19 protein-coding genes and 1 pseudogene are annotated in these 22,303 nt (G+C 69.5%); 9 read left to right on the top strand and 11 right to left on the bottom strand.

What is annotated here, in order from left to right:
- Together ACFPOB_RS07565 and ACFPOB_RS07570 are read left to right on the top strand one after the other, a co-directional pair.
- Positions 1-906 (top strand): IclR family transcriptional regulator, encoded by a 906-nt coding sequence (locus ACFPOB_RS07565; RefSeq protein WP_377797152.1) that lies wholly within the window; start codon positions 1-3, stop codon positions 904-906.
- Positions 896-1,690 carry an enoyl-CoA hydratase-related protein gene (locus ACFPOB_RS07570; protein WP_281805200.1) on the top strand — a complete coding sequence of 265 codons (795 nt, stop codon included), beginning with the start codon at positions 896-898 and terminating at the stop codon, positions 1,688-1,690. The genes ACFPOB_RS07565 and ACFPOB_RS07570 overlap by 11 nt, the downstream gene beginning before the upstream one ends.
- A gap of 14 nt (positions 1,691-1,704) precedes the next feature.
- Here the strand turns inward: ACFPOB_RS07570 and ACFPOB_RS07575 are convergent, their stop codons facing one another.
- The 3 genes from ACFPOB_RS07575 to ACFPOB_RS07585 are packed head-to-tail and all read right to left on the bottom strand — an operon-like array spanning position 1,705 to position 5,521.
- Positions 1,705-2,469 (bottom strand): CoA-transferase subunit beta, encoded by a 765-nt coding sequence (locus ACFPOB_RS07575; protein WP_281805198.1) that lies wholly within the window; start codon positions 2,467-2,469, stop codon positions 1,705-1,707.
- A complete protein-coding gene (locus ACFPOB_RS07580) occupies positions 2,466-3,407 on the bottom strand; it encodes a CoA transferase subunit A (protein WP_281805196.1) in 942 nt (313 codons plus the stop codon). The genes ACFPOB_RS07575 and ACFPOB_RS07580 overlap by 4 nt, the downstream gene beginning before the upstream one ends.
- Positions 3,404-5,521, bottom strand: coding sequence for an acetate--CoA ligase family protein (locus tag ACFPOB_RS07585; RefSeq protein WP_281805194.1), 2,118 nt, complete (start codon positions 5,519-5,521; stop codon positions 3,404-3,406). Before ACFPOB_RS07585 ends, ACFPOB_RS07580 begins: the two co-directional genes overlap by 4 nt.
- A gap of 282 nt (positions 5,522-5,803) precedes the next feature.
- Here ACFPOB_RS07585 and ACFPOB_RS07590 point away from each other — a divergent pair, with 282 nt between their 5' ends.
- From ACFPOB_RS07590 to ACFPOB_RS07605, 4 genes are all read left to right on the top strand, one after another.
- The gene (locus ACFPOB_RS07590; RefSeq protein WP_281805192.1) at positions 5,804-6,955 is read left to right on the top strand and encodes an acyl-CoA dehydrogenase family protein; all 1,152 of its coding nucleotides are present in this window, start codon (positions 5,804-5,806) and stop codon (positions 6,953-6,955) included.
- 33 nt (positions 6,956-6,988) lie between these two features.
- The gene (gene pcaF / locus ACFPOB_RS07595) at positions 6,989-8,194 is read left to right on the top strand and encodes a 3-oxoadipyl-CoA thiolase (protein ID WP_281805190.1); all 1,206 of its coding nucleotides are present in this window, start codon (positions 6,989-6,991) and stop codon (positions 8,192-8,194) included.
- A gap of 3 nt (positions 8,195-8,197) precedes the next feature.
- Complete coding sequence (locus tag ACFPOB_RS07600; protein ID WP_281805188.1) at positions 8,198-10,276, top strand: 3-hydroxyacyl-CoA dehydrogenase NAD-binding domain-containing protein; 2,079 nt, start codon at positions 8,198-8,200, stop codon at positions 10,274-10,276.
- Between the two features lie 132 nt (positions 10,277-10,408).
- On the top strand, positions 10,409-11,413 hold the full coding sequence (locus ACFPOB_RS07605) for an MBL fold metallo-hydrolase (RefSeq protein WP_281805186.1): 1,005 nt from the start codon (positions 10,409-10,411) through the stop codon (positions 11,411-11,413).
- A gap of 19 nt (positions 11,414-11,432) precedes the next feature.
- Here the strand turns inward: ACFPOB_RS07605 and ACFPOB_RS07610 are convergent, their stop codons facing one another.
- On the bottom strand, positions 11,433-11,759 hold the full coding sequence (locus ACFPOB_RS07610) for a hypothetical protein (protein WP_377797156.1): 327 nt from the start codon (positions 11,757-11,759) through the stop codon (positions 11,433-11,435).
- Positions 11,760-11,823: 64 nt separating this feature from the next.
- Between ACFPOB_RS07610 and ACFPOB_RS07615 the strand changes: the two are divergent.
- Positions 11,824-12,594, top strand: a pseudogene (locus tag ACFPOB_RS07615) (TRAP transporter large permease subunit); the annotation flags it as partial.
- A gap of 152 nt (positions 12,595-12,746) precedes the next feature.
- Here ACFPOB_RS07615 and gyrA read toward each other — a convergent pair.
- Positions 12,747-15,536 (bottom strand): DNA gyrase subunit A, encoded by a 2,790-nt coding sequence (gene gyrA / locus ACFPOB_RS07620; protein WP_377797158.1) that lies wholly within the window; start codon positions 15,534-15,536, stop codon positions 12,747-12,749.
- Positions 15,537-15,851: 315 nt separating this feature from the next.
- Here gyrA and ACFPOB_RS07625 point away from each other — a divergent pair, with 315 nt between their 5' ends.
- Positions 15,852-16,484, top strand: coding sequence for a MarC family protein (locus ACFPOB_RS07625; RefSeq protein ID WP_377797159.1), 633 nt, complete (start codon positions 15,852-15,854; stop codon positions 16,482-16,484).
- Between the two features lie 23 nt (positions 16,485-16,507).
- Here the strand turns inward: ACFPOB_RS07625 and ACFPOB_RS07630 are convergent, their stop codons facing one another.
- The 4 genes from ACFPOB_RS07630 to ACFPOB_RS07645 all read right to left on the bottom strand — a co-directional run bounded on the left by ACFPOB_RS07630 (position 16,508) and on the right by ACFPOB_RS07645 (position 19,493).
- Positions 16,508-17,893: a PepSY-associated TM helix domain-containing protein gene (locus ACFPOB_RS07630; protein WP_377797161.1), complete on the bottom strand. Its 1,386-nt coding sequence runs from the start codon at positions 17,891-17,893 to the stop codon at positions 16,508-16,510.
- Positions 17,894-17,995: 102 nt separating this feature from the next.
- Positions 17,996-18,385, bottom strand: a complete 390-nt coding sequence (locus ACFPOB_RS07635; protein WP_377797163.1) for a hypothetical protein — start codon at positions 18,383-18,385, stop codon at positions 17,996-17,998.
- Positions 18,386-18,457: 72 nt separating this feature from the next.
- Positions 18,458-18,805: a gamma-glutamylcyclotransferase family protein gene (locus tag ACFPOB_RS07640; protein WP_377797165.1), complete on the bottom strand. Its 348-nt coding sequence runs from the start codon at positions 18,803-18,805 to the stop codon at positions 18,458-18,460.
- A gap of 22 nt (positions 18,806-18,827) precedes the next feature.
- The gene (locus ACFPOB_RS07645; protein ID WP_377797166.1) at positions 18,828-19,493 is read right to left on the bottom strand and encodes a DJ-1/PfpI family protein; all 666 of its coding nucleotides are present in this window, start codon (positions 19,491-19,493) and stop codon (positions 18,828-18,830) included.
- 84 nt (positions 19,494-19,577) lie between these two features.
- Here ACFPOB_RS07645 and ACFPOB_RS07650 point away from each other — a divergent pair, with 84 nt between their 5' ends.
- Positions 19,578-20,531, top strand: coding sequence for a GlxA family transcriptional regulator (locus ACFPOB_RS07650; protein WP_377797344.1), 954 nt, complete (start codon positions 19,578-19,580; stop codon positions 20,529-20,531).
- 14 nt (positions 20,532-20,545) lie between these two features.
- On the opposite strand, the gene ACFPOB_RS07655 is transcribed toward ACFPOB_RS07650, so the two are convergent.
- Together ACFPOB_RS07655 and ACFPOB_RS07660 are read right to left on the bottom strand one after the other, a co-directional pair.
- Positions 20,546-20,992 carry a GNAT family N-acetyltransferase gene (locus ACFPOB_RS07655; protein WP_377797167.1) on the bottom strand — a complete coding sequence of 149 codons (447 nt, stop codon included), beginning with the start codon at positions 20,990-20,992 and terminating at the stop codon, positions 20,546-20,548.
- Between the two features lie 10 nt (positions 20,993-21,002).
- Positions 21,003-22,181, bottom strand: coding sequence for an E22 family MetX-like putative esterase (locus ACFPOB_RS07660; RefSeq protein WP_377797169.1), 1,179 nt, complete (start codon positions 22,179-22,181; stop codon positions 21,003-21,005).
- Positions 22,182-22,303: the final 122 nt, after the last annotated feature.

Genomic DNA, 22,303 nt, shown 5'->3' on the forward strand with positions numbered 1-22,303 from the left:
ATGGATGACCAGATCGACGAAAGCACCGCCGAAGACCGGGCCGCCCCGGCCCCGCGCGACATGGTGCGCCGCCGCCGCCAGCGCGGGGTGATCGCGCAGGACCGCGACTTCGTGAACGCGCTGGCGCGCGGGCTCATCGTGCTCGAGGCGTTCGGCACCACCCAGTCGGTCTGGCTCAGCGGCATGGAGGCGGCGGAGAAGGTGGGCCTGCCCAAGCCCACCACGTCGCGTCTGCTCCAGGCGCTGGCCGGCCTCGGCTATCTGCACTATTCGCCACGCCGGCGGCAGTTCCGCATCGGCACGGCGGTGCTGGCGCTGGGATTCGCCGCGCGCGAGCCGTTCAGCCTCGGCGACCTGGTGCGGCCCTACCTGAAGGAGCTGGCGGACACCTTCGCGGTCCATGCCTCCCTCGCCGCGCGCGACCGCCTCGACGTGATCGAGCTCGAGGTGTGCCACTCCCTCAACACGCTCATGACCCTGCGCCTGGAAGTGGGCTCGCGCATCCCGCTGGCAGGCACCGCCACCGGACATGCCCTGATCGCGCCGCTGGCCGAGAACGAGCTCCAGTATCTCCTCGGCCTGCTGCGCGAGCGCCACGCCAAGCGCTGGGACACCCTGCTCGCCAGCATCGAGACCGGGCGGCGCGAGGTGGCCGAGCAGGGCTTCACCACCGCGTCCGCGAGCTGGAACACCGACATCAACGGCGTGGCCGTGCCGCTGGTCTTCCCCGGCGGCTCGCCGGTCTACGCGCTCGCCTGCGGCGCCCCGGCCCGGCACCTGCCTGGCTGGAAGCAGCGCAAGATCGGCCAGCGCCTCGTGCAGATCGCCCGCGAGATCGAGCGCCGCCTGCTGGACGGCAACGTGGCGGCCCATCCCGGTGTCCCGGAGGTTTCCGATGTCCGATGAGGTCCTGCTGGATCGCCGGCCCGACGGCGTCGCGCTCCTGACCCTGAACGATCCCGCGCGGCGCAATCCGCTCTCCGACCGCCACATGCTCGATGCCCTGGTGGCGCGGCTCAGGGAGGTGGAGCAGGACGGCGCCGTCCGCGTCCTGGTGATCACCGGCGCGGGGCCGGTGTTCTCCGCCGGGGGCAACGTGAAGGACATGCGGGCGAAGGCCGGCATGTTCGCGGGGCCGGCGGTGGAGATCGCCGAGGCCTACCTGTCGGGCGTGCAGCAGATCCCGCAGATCATGCAGCGGCTCGACATCCCCACCATTGCCGCGGTGAACGGGCCGGCCATGGGCGCGGGCTGCGACTTGAGCCTCATGTGCGACATGCGCCTCGCCTCGGGCACGGCGCTGTTCGGCGAGGTGTTCGTCAATCTCGGCATCGTCTCCGGAGACGGCGGCGGCTGGTTCCTGGTGCGCCATGTGGGTTACCAGCGGGCGTGCGAGATCAGCTTCCGCGGCCGGCCCATCGATGCCGCGGAGGCGCTGCGCCTCGGCCTGGTGCTCGACGTGGTGCCAGAGGAGGAGCTTCTGCCGCGCGCGCTCGCGCTCGCCGGCGAGATCGCCGCCAAGCCCGCGCCGGCGATCCGCATGACCAAGCGCCTTCTGCGCATGGCGGAGCGCACCCATCTTCAGGACTTCCTCGGCGCCGCCGCCGCCATGCAGGCGGCCGCCCATGGCAGCGCCGAGCACGACGCGGCGCTCGACGCCGCGCTCGCCCTGCGCGCCCGCGCCTCCTGAGGCCGGGGCGGCGCTCAGTTCCGCAGCAGGCCGTCGGGGTCCACGATGCCGCGCAGCAGCTCCAGCTCGCGCGCGGTGGGCGCGGGCGTCTCCGGCACCTCGGCCGGCACTTCGAGCGCGAAGCCGGTCTTCGCCGCCACCTCGTCCACCGAGCTCCAGGCATGCACCGACTTCAGGCGCATGCGCAGGGTCTGCGGGTTGAAGTCCATCACCGCCAGCGGCGTGATGCAGAAGCGGGGGCCGCCCTTCAGGCCGGCCGCCTTGACGCTTTTCGGCCCGTCAAGGAAGCCGGGGGAGGTGACGAAGTCCACCTTCTCCACGAAGGTGCGGGGCGAGTGCGCGGTTGTGCAGATGTAAAAGCGCCGCGACATGGCGGCATAGGAGATGTTGGCGGCACCCGGCCCGCGCATCTTCGGCTTGTCGATGGTGCCGCCCACGAAATGCAGGTTGATGTTGCCGTGCGCGTCCACCTGCATGCCGTTGTGGAAGAAGAAGTCGAGGCCGCGATGGGAGTGGCCGAACAGTTCCAGGAACGTCTCCGAGGCCTCGCACGCCCCGAGCGCCCGGTCGTCCAGCATGGAGTTCCACAGCTTTCTGGGCCGCGGATTGACGAACATCTCGCCGGCGATCTGAATGTTCGGCGCATGGGTGAGGCGGGCGAGCAGGATCGCCGCCATGGGAATGGCCGCCGACGCCCCGGCAGCGCCGAGCTCGCCATCCTCAAGGTCGCGGGAGAGATAGACGGCCTGGAGCTCGGCCGGCGCGCAGTCGGTGGTCATAGGGATGCGGCCTCCTCCTCGAGCGCGCGCATTCGGGCGGTGCCGTCGGCGAGAGCGAGATAGTCCTCCTGGCGCGCCGGCGCGCGCACGTGAGCCGCGATGTAGTCGGCCAGCCTTTCCCGCGCGCCGTCGGCGCCGCGCCGGGCGGCCTCGGCGAGGTCGGCATAGTGCTCGATATAGGCCTCGTCGATGGAGTAGAGCGGGAAGCTGCCGGTGGGGTGGGCGCCGTAGGGGATCTCCACCACCGCGTCCACATAGATGCAGGGGATGGAGGTCTCGCGCGGGCGCGCGATGATCTCATCCGGCGGGACGATGCGGTCGACGCTCACGATCACCGTCTCGGCGGCGCGGGCGATGAGCTGGTCCGCATAGGTCATGGTGGCGAGGTGGCGCACGTTGCCGTAGGCGTCGGCCTCCTGGGCATGGAGCAAAGCGAGCTTGGGGCGGATGGCGCGGGTGGCGTAGAGCGCTTCGCCGGTGAACGGGCAGGTGATTGGGGCGACGAGCGGATTGTGCTTCGGCACGTCCGAGCCCTTCCAGGCCGCCACTGGCTGGAACGGCACGCCGTTCGCCGCCGCCAGGAGCCCGCCGACGATAGACAGCGCGTCGACGCAGTGGGCGGTGACGGTGCCCGCCTCCACGGCGCCGCGGAAGGCGGGGCACATGCGGTCCTCCAGCGTCACCGCCGGCAGGAACGTCTCCGCCACGCAGCCCGCAGCGATCAGCAGGTCCACGTCGAAGCCGGAGCCGGGCGAGGAGACGAGCTTGAGCTTCTTGCGGCCGAGCCGGATCACCTCGCGCACCAGGGCCAAGGGGCGGCCCTGCTTGAACAAGCCGCCGATGGCGAGGAGGTCCCCGTCGGCGAGTGTGCGCGCGATCAGGGCGCCGGCATCCTTTGCGGCGATGCGCTTCTCGCGCCTCTTGCCCGGCGCGCTCACGACGGCGCGCCCATGCGGAACACGGTGGCGTCGAGGATCCACGCGCCCTCGCCGGCGCGTCCCACGCCCACCGGGTTGAGCTCCAGGCCCGCAAAGTCGTGGCCGAGGCCGGGCGCGAGGTCAGCGACGGCGACCGCAAGGTCGGTCAGCGCCTCCACGTCGAGCGCCGGCCGGCCGCGCGCGCCTTCGAGCAGCGCCGCGATCCGGCAGCTGCGAATCATGGCGGCGATCTCCTGGGGGTCCAGCGGCAGGATGCGCACCGCCACGTCCCGCATGATCTCGGTGTAGATGCCGCCGGCACCGAAGGTGAGGGTGGGGCCGAACTCCGGGTCCAGGCCTAGGCCAAGGATCACCTCCGCCTGGGGCCGCACCGTCTCGGCGAGGAGGAAGCCTTCAAGCGTGAGGGCATGCGTCTTGATGCTGTCCAGCATCGCCGCGATCCTCGCCTTGAGCGCCGCCTCGTCGGGCACCGCCACGGCCACGAGGCCGAGCTCGGACTTGTGGACCACCCCGGCGGCCATGCCTTTCAGCGTCACCGGATAGCCCACCTCGCGGGCGGCGGCGAGGACCGCCGCACCGTCTGCGCCGGGCACGAACGCCTCGCGCGGAAAGGCGAGGCCGCGGGCCTTCAGCAGGTCCTTGCTGGCCGCCTCGCTGAGGGCGACCGGCACGCCGTCGAGGCGCAGCTCCCGGCCCTCGGCCGGACCCTCGCGCAGCAGGCGGGGGGGCGCGCGCCGCGCCGCGTCGGCCACCGCCGCACCGGCCACCGCCGCCACGAAGGTGTCGATGCGGGTGAAGACCGGCACGCCCTCGCGCCGCAGCCGCCCGAGCGCGGCGCCGTTGAAGATCTCCGCGGGCGAGACCAGCGAGATCGGCTTGCCGGTGCGCCGGCTGGCGGCGATCATCGCATCGGCCACGTTCTCCGCCCAGGGCGGCACGATGGGGGTATTGGCGACCGCGATGCCGTCGAAGGCGGGATCGTCCGCGAAGGCGTCGAGGCAGGTGGCGAAGCCCTCGGGACGGCGGAACGGCGTGCCGGCGATGTCCACTGGGTTCCTGGTGGACAGGAACGCCGGGATGTCGGCCCGCATGCGCGCCACGGTGGCCTCCCCGGGCGCGGGAAGGGACACGGCGCCGCTGCTCTCCAGCGCGTCGGCGACGCAGCCGCCATAGCCGCCGGAAACGGTGAGGATGCCAAGGCTGCGGGTGGCGCAGGCGGTCGCCACATATTGCGCCACCGGCAGCAGGTCCTCGATGGCGGCGACATCCACCCAGCCGAGCTGGCGCACCGCCGCCTCGTAGGCGCCGCGCTCGCCGACCAGCGCGCCGGTATGGCCGGCGGCGGTGCGCCTGCCTGCCTCCGAGCGGCCAGCCTTGTAGAGCGCCACCGGCTTGCCGGCGGCATGGGCGCTGCGCGCGGCCGCCAGCAGCCGGCCGCTCTCGCGGATGCCCTCCACATAGAGCGCGATGGCGCGCGTCGCCGGGTCGTCGACCAGGAACTGCACGAAGTCCGCGAGGCCGGTCGCCGCCTCGTTTCCCGTGGAGATGACGTGGCTGAGGCCGATGCCGGCGCGCTCGGCCTCCTCCATCAGCGCGCTGCCGAGCGCCCCGCTCTGCACCACGAGGCCCACCACGCCCGGGCGCGGCAGGCTGGCGGTGATGCGGCTGGTGGAGCTCAGGGCGACGCGCCGGCCGAGATTGACGAAGCCGGTGGTGTTCGGTCCAAGCATGGCCGCGCCGTGGCTGCGCACCAGCGCGGCGAGGCGCGCCTGCTTGGCGGCGCCCTCCTCGCCGGATTCCGAGAACCCGCCGGTGATGACCACGAACGCCCGCACCCCGAGGCCGAGCGCCTCTTCCACCGTGGCGTAGACGTCGTCGGCCGGCACCGAGATCACCACGCAGTCCGGAACATGGGACAACTCGCGGAGGCTGGTGACGGTCTCGACGCCATCGATCACCGCCTTCTCGCGGGTCACCAGATCGATGCGCTGGTCGTAGCCGTGCAGCCGCAGGTGATCGAAGATCGCGCGCCCGCCCACCTGGAACGTGGCCTTCTTGGTGGAGACGCCGACGATGGCGATGGAGGCGGGGTCGATCAGCTTCTTGAGAGACACGGAGCATCCTTCCGGCTGGGGCGGCGCGCTGACAAACTGATAATCCGGCCGGGATCGAAATCAAGAAAATAAAAATGCGTTCCGCATAATGGATTAGAATCTGGACTTGTCGGGGAAACTCCGATACCCCTTCCGGCCGGAGCGAGATCCGTGCAGATCCACGCGCTTTGTCGCTGGATCGGCGGCTCGCGCGGAGATGGAGAACGGGGTGTCCGGCCCGAATTGTCGTGCACGCCGGTCGGCGCGCATGCGAGCAAGCGCGGCATCTCGGGGAGGGTACCGGTGGCGCTGGATCATGAAACCTTCACCCTGCTCAAGGACACCGTCCGCCGCTTCGTGGACGAGCGGCTGATCCCGGCCGAGCCGGCGGTGGCGGAGAGCGACGTCATCGATCCGGCCATCCTTTCGCAGATGCGCGAGCTCGGACTGTTCGGCCTGTCGATCCCGCAGGAGTGGGGCGGCCTCGGCCTCGGCATGGCCGAGGAGGTGGAGATCGTCATGGAGCTCTGTCGCGCCGCGCCCGCCTTCCGCTCGGCGGTTGGGACCAATATCGGCATCGGCTCCCAGGCGATCGTGCTCGCGGGCACCGAGGCGCAGCGCCAGCGCTACCTGCCGCGCCTCGCCAGCGGCGAGCTTGTCTCGTCCTTCGCCCTGACCGAGCCCGATGCCGGGTCGGACGCCGCGTCCCTGCGCACCCGGGCGGTGCGGCGCGCCGACGGCAGCTGGGTCATCAACGGCACCAAGCGATACATCACCAACGCCCCCGAGGCCGGGCTCTATACCGTCATGGCGCGCACCTCCGACACGCCGGGAGCGGGCGGCATCTCCTGCTTCCTTGTGGAGCGCGAGGCGCTGGGCCTCTCGCTCGGCCCGTGGGATCGCAAGATGGGCCAGCGCGGCGCCCACACCAGCGACGTGATGTTCGAGGACTGCGTCGTCCCCGCCGATGCGCTCGTCGGCGCCGAGGGCCAGGGCTTCAGGGTCGCCATGCGGGTGCTCGACAAGGGGCGTCTGCACATCTCCGCCGTCTGCGTGGGCGCGGCGACGCGGCTCATCGAGCTGAGCGCCGCCTATGCATGCGAGCGCCAGCAGTTCGGCCGGCCCATCGCCGAGTTCCAGCTGGTGCAGGCGCTGCTCGCGGACAGCTATGCGGAGACCTACGCCGCCCGCTCCATGGTGCTCGATGCCGCGCGCCGGCGCGATGCCGGCGAGAACGTCACCATCGAGGCCTCGGCCTGCAAGATGTTCGCTTCCGAGATGGTGGGCCGGGTCGCCGACCGCGCGGTGCAGATCCACGGCGGTGCCGGCTACATGTCGGAATATGCCGTTGAGCGTTTCTTCCGAGACGTGCGGCTGTTCCGCCTTTATGAGGGCACCACCCAGATCCAGCAGCTCATCATCGCCCGCGAACTGCTGCAGAAGATCAAGAACTGAGCGCGCGGCGCCCGCCTGCGCACGGAGGACGCGATGAACGACGCCTATATCTGCGATTTCGCGCGCACGCCCATCGGCCGCTATGCGGGCGTGCTGAAGGACGTGCGGACGGACGATCTCGCCGCCCATCCCATCCGCGTCCTGATGGAGCGCAATGCGGGCGTCGACTGGGAGGCGCTGGACGACGTGGTGTTCGGCTGCGCCAACCAGGCGGGAGAGGACAACCGCAACGTGGCGCGCATGGCCGCGCTGCTCGCCGGACTGCCGGCCAGCGCCCCCGGCACCACGGTGAACCGCCTGTGCGGCTCGGGGCTCGACGCGGTGGGCATCGGCGCGCGGGCGATCATGACCGGCGACGCCGACCTCGTGATCGCCGGCGGCGTGGAGAGCATGACCCGCGCGCCCTTCGTCATGGGCAAGGCGGCGGAAGCGTTCGCGCGCCAGGCGGAGATCTTCGACACCACCATCGGCTGGCGCTTCGTGAACCCGCTGATGAAGGCGCAGTACGGCGTCGATTCCATGCCCGAGACCGGCGAGAACGTGGCCGAGGACTTCCAGGTCTCGCGCGCCGACCAGGACCTGTTCGCCTATCGCTCCCAGCAGCGCACCCGCGCGGCGCAGGACAGCGGCTTCTTCGACCGGGAGATCGCTCCGGTCGAGATCAAGGGCAAGAAGGGCGCGCTCGTCCGCGTGGAGAAGGACGAGCACCCGCGCGACACCACCCTGGAGCAGCTCGCCGCCCTCAGGGCGCCGTTCCGCAAGGAGGGCGGCACCGTGACCGCCGGCAACGCCTCCGGCGTCAATGACGGGGCGGGCGCGCTGATCCTCGCCTCGGCGGCGGCGGCCCGCAAGTATGGCCTCACGCCGCGCGCCCGCATGGTGTCGGTGGTGCAGGCGGGGGTGCCGCCGCGCATCATGGGCATCGGCCCGGCGCCGGCGACCAGAAAGCTCCTGGAGAAGAACCGTCTCGCCCTCGCCGACATCGACGTGATCGAGCTCAACGAGGCGTTTGCCGCCCAGGCGCTCGCCGTGCTGCGCCAGCTCGGCTTGCCGGACGATGCGGAGCACGTGAACCCGCACGGCGGCGCCATCGCCCTCGGCCATCCCCTCGGCATGTCCGGCGCGCGGCTCGCCATGACGGCGGTGAGCGCGCTGGAGGCGCGCGGCCAGAAGCGCGCGGTCGCCACCATGTGCATCGGCGTCGGCCAGGGCATCGCCGCCCTCATCGAGCGGGTCTGAGCCATGGACGCGGCGACCTCTCCCGTCCGGGTCGAGCGGCACGGCCCGGTCGGCGTGGTGGTGATCGACCATGCGCCGGTCAACGCCCTGTCCAAGGGCGTGCGGCAGGGCCTGCGCGACGCCGTGGGCGCGCTCGGGGCTGACCCCGGCGTCAGCGCCATCGTGCTGAGCGGCGGCCCGGGGCGCTTCATCGCCGGCGCCGACATCCGCGAGATGAGCCTGCCGCCGGACGACCCGCTCCTGCCCGACGTGATCGCGGCCATCGACGCGCTGGACAAGCCCGTCGTGGCGGCCATCGACGGCGCGGCGCTCGGCGGCGGCTGCGAGGTCGCGCTCGCCTGCGACCTGAGGATCGCCAGCCCCAAGGCCCTGGTGGGCCTCACCGAGACGCGGCTCGGCATCATCCCCGGCGCCGGCGGCACGCAGCGCATCGCGCGCCTCGTCGGCATCGCCGACGCCATCGCCCTCGTCTGCGAGGGGCGCATCCTCAAGGCGCAGGACGCGCTCGGCCTCGGCCTGCTGGACGAGGTGGTGGACGGCGACCTGATCGCCGTCGCCGTCGCCCGCGCGCCGCAGGCCGCCAAGCGGCGCCTGTCCGAGCGCGCGGTGCCCGAGGGCGACGCCGCCCGCGAGGAGGCCGCCGCCGCGGCGGCGCTGAAGGGCGCCAAGGGCCTTCCGGCCATCGCCGAGGCGGTGCGCGTGGTGCGCGCCGCCCGCGGCACGGCCTTCGCGGCGGGCCTCGCCGACGAGCGCGCCACCTTCCTCGCGCTGCGCGAGAGCCTTGAGGCGAAGGCGCTGCGCCACCTGTTCTTCGCCGAGCGCGAGGCCGGCAAGGTGCCCGGCCTCGAAGGCGCGGCGGCGCGCGTGCTCAAGCAGGCGGCGGTGATCGGCGCCGGCACCATGGGCGCCGGCATCGCCGTGGCGCTGGCGGATGCGGGGCTCCCCGTGACGCTGGTGGAGCGCGACGCCGCGGCGGCCGAGGCCGGCCTCGCGCGGGTGCGCGGGCTCTATGAGCGGCCCGTGAAGAGCGGCCGCCTGTCCCAGGCGGAGGCCGACAAGCGACTCGCCGCAATCACCGCCACCAGCGATTGGCAGGCGCTCGCGGACGCCGATCTCGTCGTCGAGGCGGCGTTCGAGGACATGGCGGTGAAGGCCGACATCTTCGGCCGCCTCGACGCGGTGGCCAAGCCCGGCGCGGTGCTGGCGAGCAACACCTCCTATCTCGACCTCGACGCCATCGCCGCCGCGACCTCCCGCCCGCAGGACGTGGTGGGCCTGCACTTCTTCGCCCCCGCCAACGTCATGAAGCTGCTGGAAGTGGTGCGCGGGAAGGCGACCGCGCCGGACGTGCTCGCCACGGCCCTGGCGCTGGCGAAGCGGATGGGCAAGCAGCCGGTGGTGGCCGGCAATTGCGACGGCTTCATCGGCAACCGCATCTATGCGGTCTACCGCCGCCACGCGGAATATATGGTGGAGGACGGCGCCACGCCGGAGGAGGTGGACGCGGCGCTGGAGGCCTACGGCTTCGCCATGGGCGTCTTCGCGGTCTCCGACATGTCGGGGCTCGACATCGGCCATGCCATGAGGAAGCGCCGCGCGGCGACCCGCGATCCGGCGGAGCGCTACGTCGTCATCGCCGACGCTCTGGTGGAGGCGGGCCGGCTCGGCCGCAAGACCGGCGCCGGCTGGTACGCCTACGACGCGGCGGGCGGCAAGTCCGCCGATCCGGCCGTCGCCGAGGCGGTCGCCGCCGCCCGGCGCGCGGCCGGCATCGCGCCGCGCGCCTTCACCGCCGGGCAGATCCAGCGCCGGCTTCTCGCGGTGATGGCCAATGAGGGCGCGAAGGCGCTCGGCGAGGGCATCGCTCTGCGGGCGTCCGACATCGACCTCGCCTTCGTCAACGGCTATGGCTTCCCGCGCCTCAAGGGCGGGCCCATGTTCGCCGCCGACGAGATGGGCCTTGCCGCCGTGCTCGCGGAAATGGAGGCGGCCCACGCGGCGGGCGGCGCGGGGTCCGAGCCGGCGCCGCTGCTGGTCGAGCTGGCGCGCAGCGGCGGGCGCTTTGCCACCTGGACGCGGTGAGAGCTGGCGGCGCGATGCGACTTTGCCATTGCCTCGCCGGCCCGAATGGGCATTTTGCCCGGCAACGGATGTATCTCAGGCGGGCGTCATGACCGCCCCTTGGCCGAGGCGGCGCGAAGAGGCGGGACGACGATGACGGTTTCGACGCAGGTGGAGGCGCCCGAGCTCAGCGAGGTCGCTCCGGGCATCCTCAGGGTGCGGGTGCCCCTGCCCTTCCCGCCGCGCGAGGTGAGCGCCTGGCTGCTCTCCGGCGCGGACGGCTGGACGCTGATCGATTCGGGCGTGGACGACGCGCCCACCCGCGACATCTTCACCCGCGTGCTCGCCGATCCCCGGCTCGGCGGCGCGCCGGTGGAGCGCCTCCTCGTCACCCATTTCCACCCGGACCATATCGGCCTCGCGGGCTGGCTCCACGGGATCACCGGCGCCGATCTCCATATGAGCCGCACCGAATGGCTGCAGGCGAACCTGCTGCTGAAGGAGGACCCGGCCGAGGAGATGGCCGCGCTGGTCGCCCATTGCCGGCGCGCCGGCGCGCCGCAGGAATTCCTGGAGTACCTGCCGAAGCGCGGCATGCTGTACCCGAAATGGGTGGGCCCGCTGCCGCGCCGCTACCTGCGGGTCGCCGCGGGCGACGTGCTGAAGATGGCGGGCACCGAGTGGCGGGTGATGATCGGCGAGGGCCACGCGCCGGAGATGATCTGCCTCCATTCCGCGGAGCGCGACCTGCTGATCGCGGCGGACCAGATCCTCGGCCACATCTCGCCCCATATCGGCGTGCAGCCCTCCGATCCGGGCGCCGACAACCTTTGCGCCTTCCTGCGGTCGCTGGAGACGTTCGAGGCGCTGCCCGCGGGCACGCACGTGCTGCCCTCCCACGGCGAGCCGTTCGACGGCCTGCATGCCCGCATCGCCGTCCTCAAGGCGCACCACGAGGAGCGGCTCGCCCGCCTGATCGACTTCTGCGCCACCCCGCGCACCGCCATGGACACGCTGGAGGTGCTGTTCCGCCCGCTGCCTCTGGAGCAGACCGGCTTCGGCCTCAGCGAGGCGCTGGCGCACCTGCGCCATCTGGTGTTCAAGGGCGCGCTGGCGCAGGGCGTCGCGGACGGGCGCTGGGTGTTCACGCGCGCCTGAGGCTCCGGGCGGCGGGGAATCAGAGGCCGAGGCGGATGCTGCCCGGCGCGTCTTCCGCGAACACCGCGGCCTCCGCCAGCGCATGGCCGTGGAGGCCGAGGCAGGGCCCTTCGATCCGTGCCGCTCTGGGATTCCCTACCTCACCTTCCTCACCGGCAGCGCCCTCCTGTTCGCCTTCCAGGCGGTGCGCCTGGTCGGCCGGCTCCGGTCCATGCGCCCGTGCGCGCAAGCCGACCGCGCTCTTCAGGTTCGGTGGGCTTCTGGCCATCACGACCCTGCTCATCGCGGGTGGCGGCGACTGGTCGGCTCTCGGCGTCGTGCCGAGCACCATCTGGGACTCGGTCACCAATTTCACGCTCACGGCTGTGCCGCTCTACATCCTGATGGGCGCCATCATCGCGGCGTCCGGCATGGGCGCGGAATCCGTCGGCAAGCTGTTCCTGGCGGGCATCCTGCCGAGCCTGCTGCTCGCGCTGCTGTTCACCGCCTATCAGATGTGGCTCGCCCGCCGGCGGTTCGTCAGCGCCGCGCAGCCTGTGCGCGCGGGTCCCGTCAGCATGTCCGATCACATGCGGGCGCTGGTGGAAATCCTGCCCGTGGCGACGCTCATCGCCATCATCCTCGGCTCGGTCTACAGCGGCATTGCGACGCCCACGGAAACGGCGGCCATCGGCGTCGCGGTCAGCCTGCTGCTGGCCTCCGTGCTCTATCGCGAGCTCGACTGGCAGAAGTGCCGGCTCATCCTGATGGAGACCGGACGTGGCAGCATCATGGTGATGACGATCATCGCGGGCGCCATGGTGTTCGGCTACGCGCTCACCACCACGGACATCGCCCCCACGCTGTCGCGCGTGATGGCGCGGGTGGACTTGCCGCAGTGGCTGGTCTTCATCGCCATCAACCTGCTCCTGCTGTTCCCTGGATGCTTGCTGGAGACCTTGTCGATCATCGTGATCACCACGCCCATCATCATCCCCATCATCGACACGTTCGGCTGGGACAAGGTCTGGTTCGGCGTGATCTTGATGATCAACATGGAAATGGCTTTGATCACGCCGCCGGTGGGCCTCAACCTGTTCGTGGTGAAGGGCGTGGTGCCGGAGGTGCCGCTGGGGCGCATCATCTCCGGCACGCTGCCTTATGTTGCGATCATGGCGCTGGCGCTGGCGCTGGTTGCGGTTTTCCCCCAGCTGGGTTTGTATCCTCACAGGTCTCCTGACGGCATGGTAGTGGGTTTCAAATCTCCACGGTCAGCCAATGTCTATCTCGGTCAAAACCTGCCCGGGCATGACGTCTGGATGATCCGGCCGACGCGGAAGCGTCCGCGGGAGGCTCACGCCTCCCCGGTCGGCTCCTCGCCCGCGCCGTTCTCGGCCTCGCCGCTCTCGCCCTCTTCCTCGGACTCCTCGCCGATACGCTCGACCGAGACGACCTTCTCGCCCTCGGCCGTGTCGAAGATGGTGACGCCCTGGGTCGAGCGCCCGGCGATGCGGATTGGCTTGGGCCCTTCCACCGGAATCCGGATGACCTGGCCGCCATCGGTGACCAGCATGATCTGGTCGGTGTCGGTCACCGGGAACGAGGCGATCAGCTTGCCGTTGCGCTCGTTGACGACCATGGCGGTGATGCCCTTGCCGCCGCGCCCGGTGACCCGGTACTCGAACGACGAGGTGCGCTTGCCATAGCCCTTTTCCGACACCGTCAGGATGAACTGCTCGGACGCGCCCATCTCGGCGTACTTGTCCTGGCCGAGTTCGATGTCGCCGGCAGCCTCTTCCGCGTCGGCGACCGGCGCGGCCGCCTCGTCACCGTCGCCGGTCACGGCGCGGCGCGCCGCCGAGGCGAGCTTCAGGTAAGCGGCCCGCTCGTCCGGCGTCGCATCGAGATGGTGCAGGATCGCGAGCGAGATCACCTCATCGCCCTTGGCGAGGTTGATGCCGCGTACGCCGGTCGAGTCGCGGCCCTTGAAGACCCGCACCTCCGGCACCGCGAAGCGGATGCTCTGGCCCTCGGCCGTGGTCAGCAGGACGTCGTCATGCTCGGAGCAGATCTGCACGTCGACGATGGAATCGCCCTCGTCGAGCTTCATCGCGATCTTGCCGTTGCGATTGACCTGGACGAAGTCGGAGAGCTTGTTGCGCCGGACATTGCCACTCTTGGTGGCGAACATCACGTCGAGCCGGCTCCAGCTCTCCTCGTCCTCCGGCAGCGGCATCACCGTGGTGATGCGCTCGTCCTTGTCCAGCGGCAGCATGTTGTTGAGGAACTTGCCCCGCGCATTCGGCGCCGAGAGCGGCAGCCGCCAGACCTTCTCCTTGTAGGCCTGGCCCAGCGAAGAGAAGAAGATGATCGGCGTGTGGGTGTCGGCGACGAAGAGGCGGGTGACGAAATCCTCCTCGCGGGTCGACATGCCCGAGCGGCCCTTGCCGCCGCGCTTCTGCGCCCGATAGGTCGAGAGCGGCACGCGCTTGATGTAGCCGGCATGGGAGACCGTGACGACCATGTCCTCGCGGGCGATCAGGTCCTCGTCGTCGAGATCCGAGCCCCAGTCCTGGATCACGGTGCGGCGCGGCGTGGCGAAGGCGGTCTTCACCTCCAGGAGCTCGGTCTTGACGATGTCCTGGATGCGCACGCGCGAACGCAGGATGTCGAGATAGTTGGCGATCTCCTTGGCGAGCTTTTCCAGCTCGTCGCCGATCTCATCGCGGCCGAGAGCTGTGAGGCGCGACAGGCGCAGCTCAAGGATCGCCTTGGCCTGGGCATCGGAGAGCCGATAGGTGCCGTCGGCGTTCATCGGATGGCGCGGATCGTCGACCAGCGCGATCAGCGGCGCGATGTCGTCGGCCGGCCAGTCGCGCGCCATCAGGGCCTCATGCGCGGCCGACGGCGTCGGCGCCGTGCGGATCAGGCGGATGACCTCGTCGATATTGGCGACCGCGGTGGCGAGGCCGCACAGGACATGGGCGCGCTCGCGCGCCTTGTTGAGCAGATAGCGCGTGCGCCGGGAGACAACCTCCTCGCGGAACTCGACGAAGGCCGAGATGAAGTCCTTGAGGTTCAGGACCTCCGGCCGGCCGCCGTTCAACGCCACCATATTGGCCCCGAACGAGGTCTGCAGCGGCGTGAAGCGGTAGAGCTGGTTCAGCACCACATCGGCGACGGCGTCGCGCTTGATCTCGATGACGACGCGCACACCTTCGCGGTTCGATTCGTCGCGCAGGTCGGAGATGCCCTCGATCCGCTTCTCGCGGACGAGATCGGCGATCTTCTCGACCATCGTCGCCTTGTTCACCTGATAGGGAACCTCGGTGACGATGATCGCCTCGCGCTCCTTGCGCAGCTCCTCGATATGCGTCTTGGCCCGCATCACGATCGAGCCACGGCCGGTGTGATAGGCCGAATGGATGCCGCTGCGGCCCATGATCTGGGCGCCCGTCGGGAAGTCCGGGCCTGGCACGATCGCGATCAGGTCGTCGATCGAAAGCTCGGGCTCGTCGATCAGCGCGATACAGGCGTCGATCACCTCGCCGAGATTGTGCGGCGGAATGTTGGTCGCCATGCCGACGGCGATGCCGCCGGCGCCGTTGACGAGGAGGTTCGGATAGCGCGCCGGCAGGACGGTCGGCTCGTGTTCCTTGCCGTCATAGTTCGGCTGGAAGTTGACCGTGTCGAGGTCGAGGTCCTCAAGCAGCGGCATCGCCGCCTTGTCGAGGCGCGCCTCGGTGTAGCGATCGGCCGCCGGGCTGTCGCCGTCCATCGAGCCGAAATTGCCCTGTCCGTCGATCAAAGGCAGGCGCAGCGAGAAATCCTGCGCCATGCGCACCAGCGCGTCATAGACCGCGAGATTGCCGTGCGGGTGGTACTTGCCCATCGTGTCGCCGACGATGCGGGCGCATTTCGTATAAGGCCGGTCCGGCAGGTTCTTGTTCTCGTGCATCGAGAACAGGATGCGCCGGTGCACAGGCTTCAGACCGTCGCGGACGTCCGGGAGAGCGCGGCTCACGATCACGCTCATGGCGTAATCGAGATAGCTCTTCTTCATCTCGTCGGTGATCGCGATCGGCTTGATGTCGCCGCCCGGCTGCGGGCCGCCGCCCTGCTTGTCGTCGTTGTCTTCACTCAAGGGAAAAAGTCCCGGTTACCGCTGGTTTTTCAACGCTCTGGCTACCCGATTCCGGCGCGTGAAGCCAGCGAAACGCGAATCTATTCAGAGAAAATAAAACCGTTTCATCGCAGCGGCTTACGAGGCGTTTTTGATTCGCTTTCGCGCCCTTTCCGCATTCTCGCCATGTTTGGAGCGTGACGGGTGCTGCCGGCCGCGCCTAGAGTGCCCCGGTAAGCGCGGAATCGCGCCGTCGTTCCGGACAAACCGCCTCGCGGCGCAGCACCGGAATGGCGAGAGGACAACAAGAGCAGTGCAATAAGCTCGGGGTGAGACATGTTCGCCGAATATCTCTCCTCCGCCCTCGTCACTTTGTTGGTAACGCTCGACCCGCCGGGCCTGGCGCCGATCTTCCTGTCGCTGACGCGCGGCATGTCGGCGAGCGAGCGGCGGCAAGTCGCGGTCCGCGCCTGCATCATCGCCTTCTGCATCATGGCCTTCTTCGGCCTCGCCGGCGATGTCGTGCTGAAGGCGCTCGGCGTCTCGCTGCCGGCCTTCCGCATCGCCGGCGGCTTCCTGCTGTTCTGGATCTCGTTCGAAATGGTGTTCGAGCGCCGCAACGAGCGCAAGCAGCAGACCGCCGAAACCGCGATCACCCAGGACCATATCCGCAATGTCGCCGCCTTCCCGCTGGCGATCCCGCTGATGGCGGGGCCGGGCGCGCTGACCGCGATGATGCTGCTCGCCGGCCGCGCCAATGGCGATATCGCAATGCTGTCCTCGCTCGCGGCGATCTGCGGGCTGGTCATCCTCTCCTGCCTCGTCGTCTTCCTGATGGCGGTGCCGATCGCGCGCCTTCTGGGCGTCACCGGCAATGTTGTGCTGACCCGTCTGCTCGGCGTCATCCTCGCCGCGCTGGCGGTGCAGTTCGTCATCGACGGCGTGCGCGCCGTGATCCGAAGCGGCTGAACCGCCCCGGATCGCGCTTCGACTCAGGCTGCTCGCACCAGCCGCCAGCGGGCGATATCAACGAGCAGGAAGGCCACAAGGCTCATGCCCACCAGCGGCAGCGCCCAGCCCAATCCCGCGGCAACGCCGGCCGCAATCGCCCTGCCCGCCCAGCCAAGCCGTAGCCAGGCCTGGACCAGCGTGCGCGGCAGCGAGCCCGGCGCCGGCCGCTGGCGCCACCAGATTCGGTAGCCGAGCACGGTCGTCACGATCAGCCCGAGGCCGAGCCCTGCCATGAGCACCTGGTTCGGCCAGCCGAACAGGATGCCCATATGGGCATCGATGCCCCAGCGGATCAGCTTGGCGATCAGCGGGAAGGTCTCGAAATCGGCCCGGCTGACCACGGAGAGATCGCGCGGATCGAGCGCGACCGTGTCGACCTGCGTCGGCCAGCTCCGATCGTATTCCCGCACCAGCCAGGCCTGCCCCTCGGCCCGGGGCGGGCGCATCTCGACATGCGGAGAATCGATGCCGGCCGCCTTTGCAGCGCCGAGCACGGCGTCGAGCTGCTGGACGCTACCAGGGGCCGCTGCTCCCACCGCCTGACCATGGTCGCCATGATGGGCATGCTCATTCACGGCAGGCGCGGTGCCGAGCTTCAGCGAGACCGAGGGCGTGACCCAGCCGAGATTGGCCCGCAACGCATCGATCCGGTCGCCGGCGTATTTCGACCAGGTCAGTCCGGTCACCGACAGGAAGACGAGGCCGAGCGAAAGCGCCAGCCCGATCAGCCCGTGCCAACGCCGGTCCCGCAACGCCGGATTGGCGCGCGCCCGCTCGGCGGCCTTGGGGTTGCGTCGCCAGAACCACATCAGCACCCCGCCGAGCACTACCGCCCAGAGCCAGGACGCGGCGAACTCGCTGTAGTTGCGGCCGAATTCGCCGAGCAGCAGGTTGCGATGCAGATAGTCGAGCTGCGTCCGGAACGGCAGGATGCCGCTGGTGCCGTAGACGATGAGGTCGCCCTTGATCGCCAGCGAGACCGGGTCGACGAAGATTGCCCGGCTCTCGGACTCGCCGAGGCCGGCTTGAGCGAACATTACGCGCGTGGTCCGGCCTTCGGCTGGTGCGGGGCGGATGGCGAACAAGCGCGGCCCGTCGCCGATATGCTTGCGGGCAGCCTCGGCCTGGGCGGCGAGCGAGGCGGGCTCGCCTGTCGTCGTTGCCGTCAATTGCTCGCGATAGATCAGGCTCTCGATCTGCGGCGTCAGCACATAGAGCGTGCCGGTCAGCGCCGCGATCAGGATGAACGGGCCGACGAACAGCCCGGCATAGAAGTGCAGCCTCGCGATGAAGGCCTTGAATTCGGACGATAATGCGAAGGCGCGGCCGGCATCGGTGCGCGGGCGGGTATCCGCGTGAGCGGTCATGGCTGGATTTCCCGAAATAGACCTGCCGAGATGCCGCCGGCGCGCTGGGCTGGCGGGACATTCGGTGATTGCACGGAAAGCGGCCAGAAGGCCGCTGCGGCGTCAGGTCCGGACGGGAGGCCCTCTCGGGCGGGCGGCGAGCCGCTCCCGTCCCGGCAGCGGTCGCCCGGTCAGATTGTCGAAACCGACGATCGTGGCGCCGGGCTCGACGTTTTCGGGGAGCGCCGGCCGGTCGGGCGGCGCATAGGCCGCGCCGATCCAGGCGCAGCCGAGCAGGCAGCAGGCCGGCAGATGCGGGGCAGGCTCCTCGCCCGGCAGCGGAACGCTCTCGGAGCCGGGCGCGCACAGAGCGATATGGGTAGCGCGATCGAGCAGCGCCGGTGCAAGGCTCTGCCCGGACACGACCGCGCCGAACAGTCCCTGCAGCACGAGCACATAGGCCGCGATGATCGCGACCCAGGATCTCGCTCTGATAGACTTGGCTGCGTTCAAGGACAGGCTCCCCCGCACCGTCGATAACGACGTGCCTGGTCCCTGTCCATCAGCCGAAGCGCCGCAGCGGCTTCACGCCTTGACGTAGACCCACGCCTCCTTGCCGGAGGCGAGTTTGACGCTGATCCGCTTGTAGTCGGCGACCTCGTAGCGGTCAGCGGCCGCGAGCTCCTCGGCGCTGATGCTGAACACCTTGCCGGGCACGCTGTCGCTGGGATCATCGCTCGGCGCCACCACCGGATGGAAGCGCTTGCCGCTGGTCCGGATCACCTCAGGATCGGTGATCTCCAGCATAGTCTGGGCAAAGCCCGGCATGGCGTCGTCATGGCCGTCGAGCAGGCGCCCGAACGAGGCGAACTGGACGTTCTCCTGCTGCAGCGTGCCGTAGGAGAACAGAAGGATGCTGCGTTCCTCGGCCATGCTGCGGCTCCTGCCCTGGCGGCTAGAGTGCCGCCAGCAGCTTTTCGCGTGCCGCGCGCGAGCCGGCAAGGCGCTGCCGTGCCGCAGCCAGGATCGCCTCCGGCGCCTCCTGCGGCGTCCCCGCCCGGAACGGCGGCTCAGGCGCATATTCGAGCGAAAGCTGGATCGTCTGCGCCTCCTCCTCGCCGAGCAACTCGGCGATGACGGTCAGCCCGAAATCGATCCCGGAGGTGACGCCGCCGGCGGTGATCAGATTGCCGTCGCGCACCACGCGCCCTTCCGTAGGAATGGCTCCAAATCGAGCCAGCAAGTCATGCGCGTTCCAGTGGCTGGTCGCGCGCTTGTCCTTCAGCAAACCTGCCATCCCCAGCACCAGCGATCCCGTGCAGACCGAGGTGAGATAGCGCACCTGCCCGGCCCGCTCGCGCAGGAAAGCGAGGACCGCCTCGTCCTGCAGCAACGGGTTCACCCCGGCCCCGCCCGGCACACAGAGCACATCGAGCGGCGGGCACTGGGCGAAGGTCGTGGTCGGCGTCAGCGTCAGCCCGGTCGCGGCTTTCAGCGGCGCCGTATCCTTCCAGATCAGATGCACCTGCGCATCCCTCGCCGAGGCGAAGACCTCATAGGGGCCGGTGAGGTCGAGCTGCTGGACCTGCGGAAAGACAAGAATGCCGAAGCTGAGGGACATGGCGCGGTTCTCCTGATTGACGATCCAAGCCTAGCGCGCAAAGCTCTGGCCGAACTGCCAAGCACCCCTCGCTTCATGCCAAACATGCGCCGCATCGAGATCCTGACCTTCGCCGGCGGACAGTTGCTCGACATCGCCGGGCCCTTGCAGGTCTTCGCCACCGCCAACGATCTGGCTCAACTTGCCGGCCGGCCCCTGCCCTATCAGACCGCGGTTGTCGCCGCGGAAGACCGCGTCGTCACCAGCGCAAGGCTCGAACTGGGCGCGGTGCCGCTTCCTGAGCCGGCCACGCCGCTCCACACGCTGGTCGTCGCTGGCGGCTACGGCGTCAACGCCGCCTGTCGCGATGCGGCGCTGGTCGACTGGGTCCGGCAGCGTGCGGCCACCGCCGAACGCATCGCCTCGGTCTGTAGCGGCGCCTTCCTGCTGGCGGCGGCGGGCCTGCTCGATGGCAAGCGCGCCGTGACGCATTGGGGTCGCTGCGCCGAATTCCGGGCGATGTTTCCGCAGGTGCGGCTGGAGCCCGATCCGATCTATATTCGCGACGGCGATGTCTGGACTTCGGCCGGCGTCACCGCCGGGATCGACCTCGCGCTCGCTCTGGTCGAGGCCGATCTCGGCCGCGAGCCGGCGCTCGCCATCGCCCGCCAGCTCGTCGTCTTCCTCAAGCGCCCCGGCGGGCAAGCCCAGTTCAGCGCCGCGCTCACCTTGCAGGAAAAGGACGAGCGCTTCGACCGCCTGCATGGCTGGATCGTCGAGAACCTGCGCGGCGATCTCTCGCTGGAGCGGCTGGCCGGGGAGGCGAATATGAGCCTGCGCAGCTTCGCCCGGCATTATCGCCAGGCGACCGGCCGCACGCCGGCCCGCGCCGTCGAGGAGATCAGGATCGAGACGGCGCGCCGCCTGCTCGAACAAGGGCTTTCCGTCGCCCAGGCCGGCCGGCGCTGCGGTTTCGGCTCGGAGGAAACCCTGCGCCGCGCCTTCCTGCGCCGGCTTGGAGCGAGCCCGCAGGCCTATCGCGACAGGTTCGCGGGGTAGCGGACTATCCGCCTCTACAGCAGCAGCTCCATGACCCTCTCGCCATTGGCACGCTGTTCGCCCGTATCCTCAAATCCTTGCGCCCGATAGAAGCCATGCGGCCCGGCAGCGCCGGGCAAATAGCTCAGCCTGGCGATCCTGTACCCAAGCGCGGGCAGGCCCTTCAGCCAGAGCGCGATCGCTTCGCGCCCATAGCCTTTGCCCTGGTGGCGACGATCGATCATGAAGCGCCAGAGGAAGCAGTTCGCGCCGTCGCCCTCGGGCCGCCACATGATGAAGCCGACCGGCTCCTCGTCGGCATAGATCGCCCGAAACACGGCGGCGGGGTTGAAATGGGCTTGCGCGATCGAGACCGCATTGGGCGCAACGAAACCTTTCTGCGCCTCATGCGGCTCGAGATCGCAGATCGTCCGCACGGTCTCGGCCGTGATCTCGCGCAGCGTGACGACAGGCGTAGTCAAGCGATCAGCCTCACTTCTCCAGGAAGGCCTTCACTGCCCCTTCCGCCTGCTTCATCGAGATCACGCCGTCGAGATGGCCGCGCGTGCCCTGGATGGTCACATGGGTAATGTCACGCCCGGCCTTCTTCGCTTCCGCGACGGTGCGCTGGATCATCTCGTCCGGGAAGACCAGGTCCTTGGGCTGGCTGACGATCAGCAGCGGCGCCTTGATCCGGCTCATCGCGTCGGCGAGCGACTTGCCGCCGGCGGCATAGAGCTGGTTGGCCTTGACCAAATAGAGAAAATGATTGGCATCCGAGACCTTGGCGCGCGCCTCGCCGGCATTGTCCAGAATGCTCTGGACCTGGAACTTGTTGCCGAGCGCTTTCCCCGGATCCTCGCCCTCCTTGGCCGGACGGCGGCCGAAGGTGCCGTTGGTCCAGTCGCCATGGTTGGCCTGCAGCGTCACAACCGTCAGGGCCTTGGCGAGGCCGGCATTGGGCGGCGTCTTGCCGTAATAGTCGCCCTTGTTCCAGTTCGGATCGACCAGGATCGGCGCCGCCCAGACATCGAGCCAGGCGATCAACTGGGCGTCGGCCTCGGCCGCCCCGATCACCGCCATCGCCTTGCCGACCATGTCGGGATAGCTTGCCGCCCACTCATAGGTCTGCAGCGCCCCCATCGAGGGGCCGGCAACCATGACCAGCTTCTTGATGCCAAGACTCTCGACCAGGGCCTTCTGGACGTTGACGAAATCGCCGATGGTCACGACCGGGAAATCGAGCGCGTAGGGCTTGCTGGTATCCGGGTCGATCGAGGCCGGGCCGGTGGTCGTCACCTTCGGGTCGCCGGTGTTGAGATTCACCAGCGTGTCGGAGGACAGCACGAAATACTTGTTGGTGTCGATCGCCTTGCCAGGCCCGATGATCGCATCCCAATAGCCGGGCGCCGCGTCGGCGGCCGCATATTTGCCGGCGGCGTGCGAATTGGCCGAGAAGAAATGGCAGATCAGGATCGCATTGGATTTATCGGCATTGAGCGTGCCGTAGCTCTCCCAGCCGACCTTGACGTTTTTCAGCGTACGCCCGCCTTGCGTGGTGTAGCTCGGCAGCTCGAAGACCTTCTTCTCGACGATCAGATCCTGCGCCTCAGCCATTCCCGCCACCACCACGCCTACCACGCCGAGCACACCAGCGATCCAGCCCTTCATGCCGCACTCCTCCGCTCCGGCCGGGTTCTCGGCCTTGAGCAAGATCAGAGCGGATTTGTCCGGCTAACGGAAGGGGCTGTTTGCCGTCATTCTCGGGCGGAGCGCAGCGCAGATCCGAGAAT

This window comes from Allobosea eneae (assembly GCF_042657265.1).
Classification (GTDB): Bacteria; Pseudomonadota; Alphaproteobacteria; order Rhizobiales; family Beijerinckiaceae; genus Allobosea; species Allobosea eneae.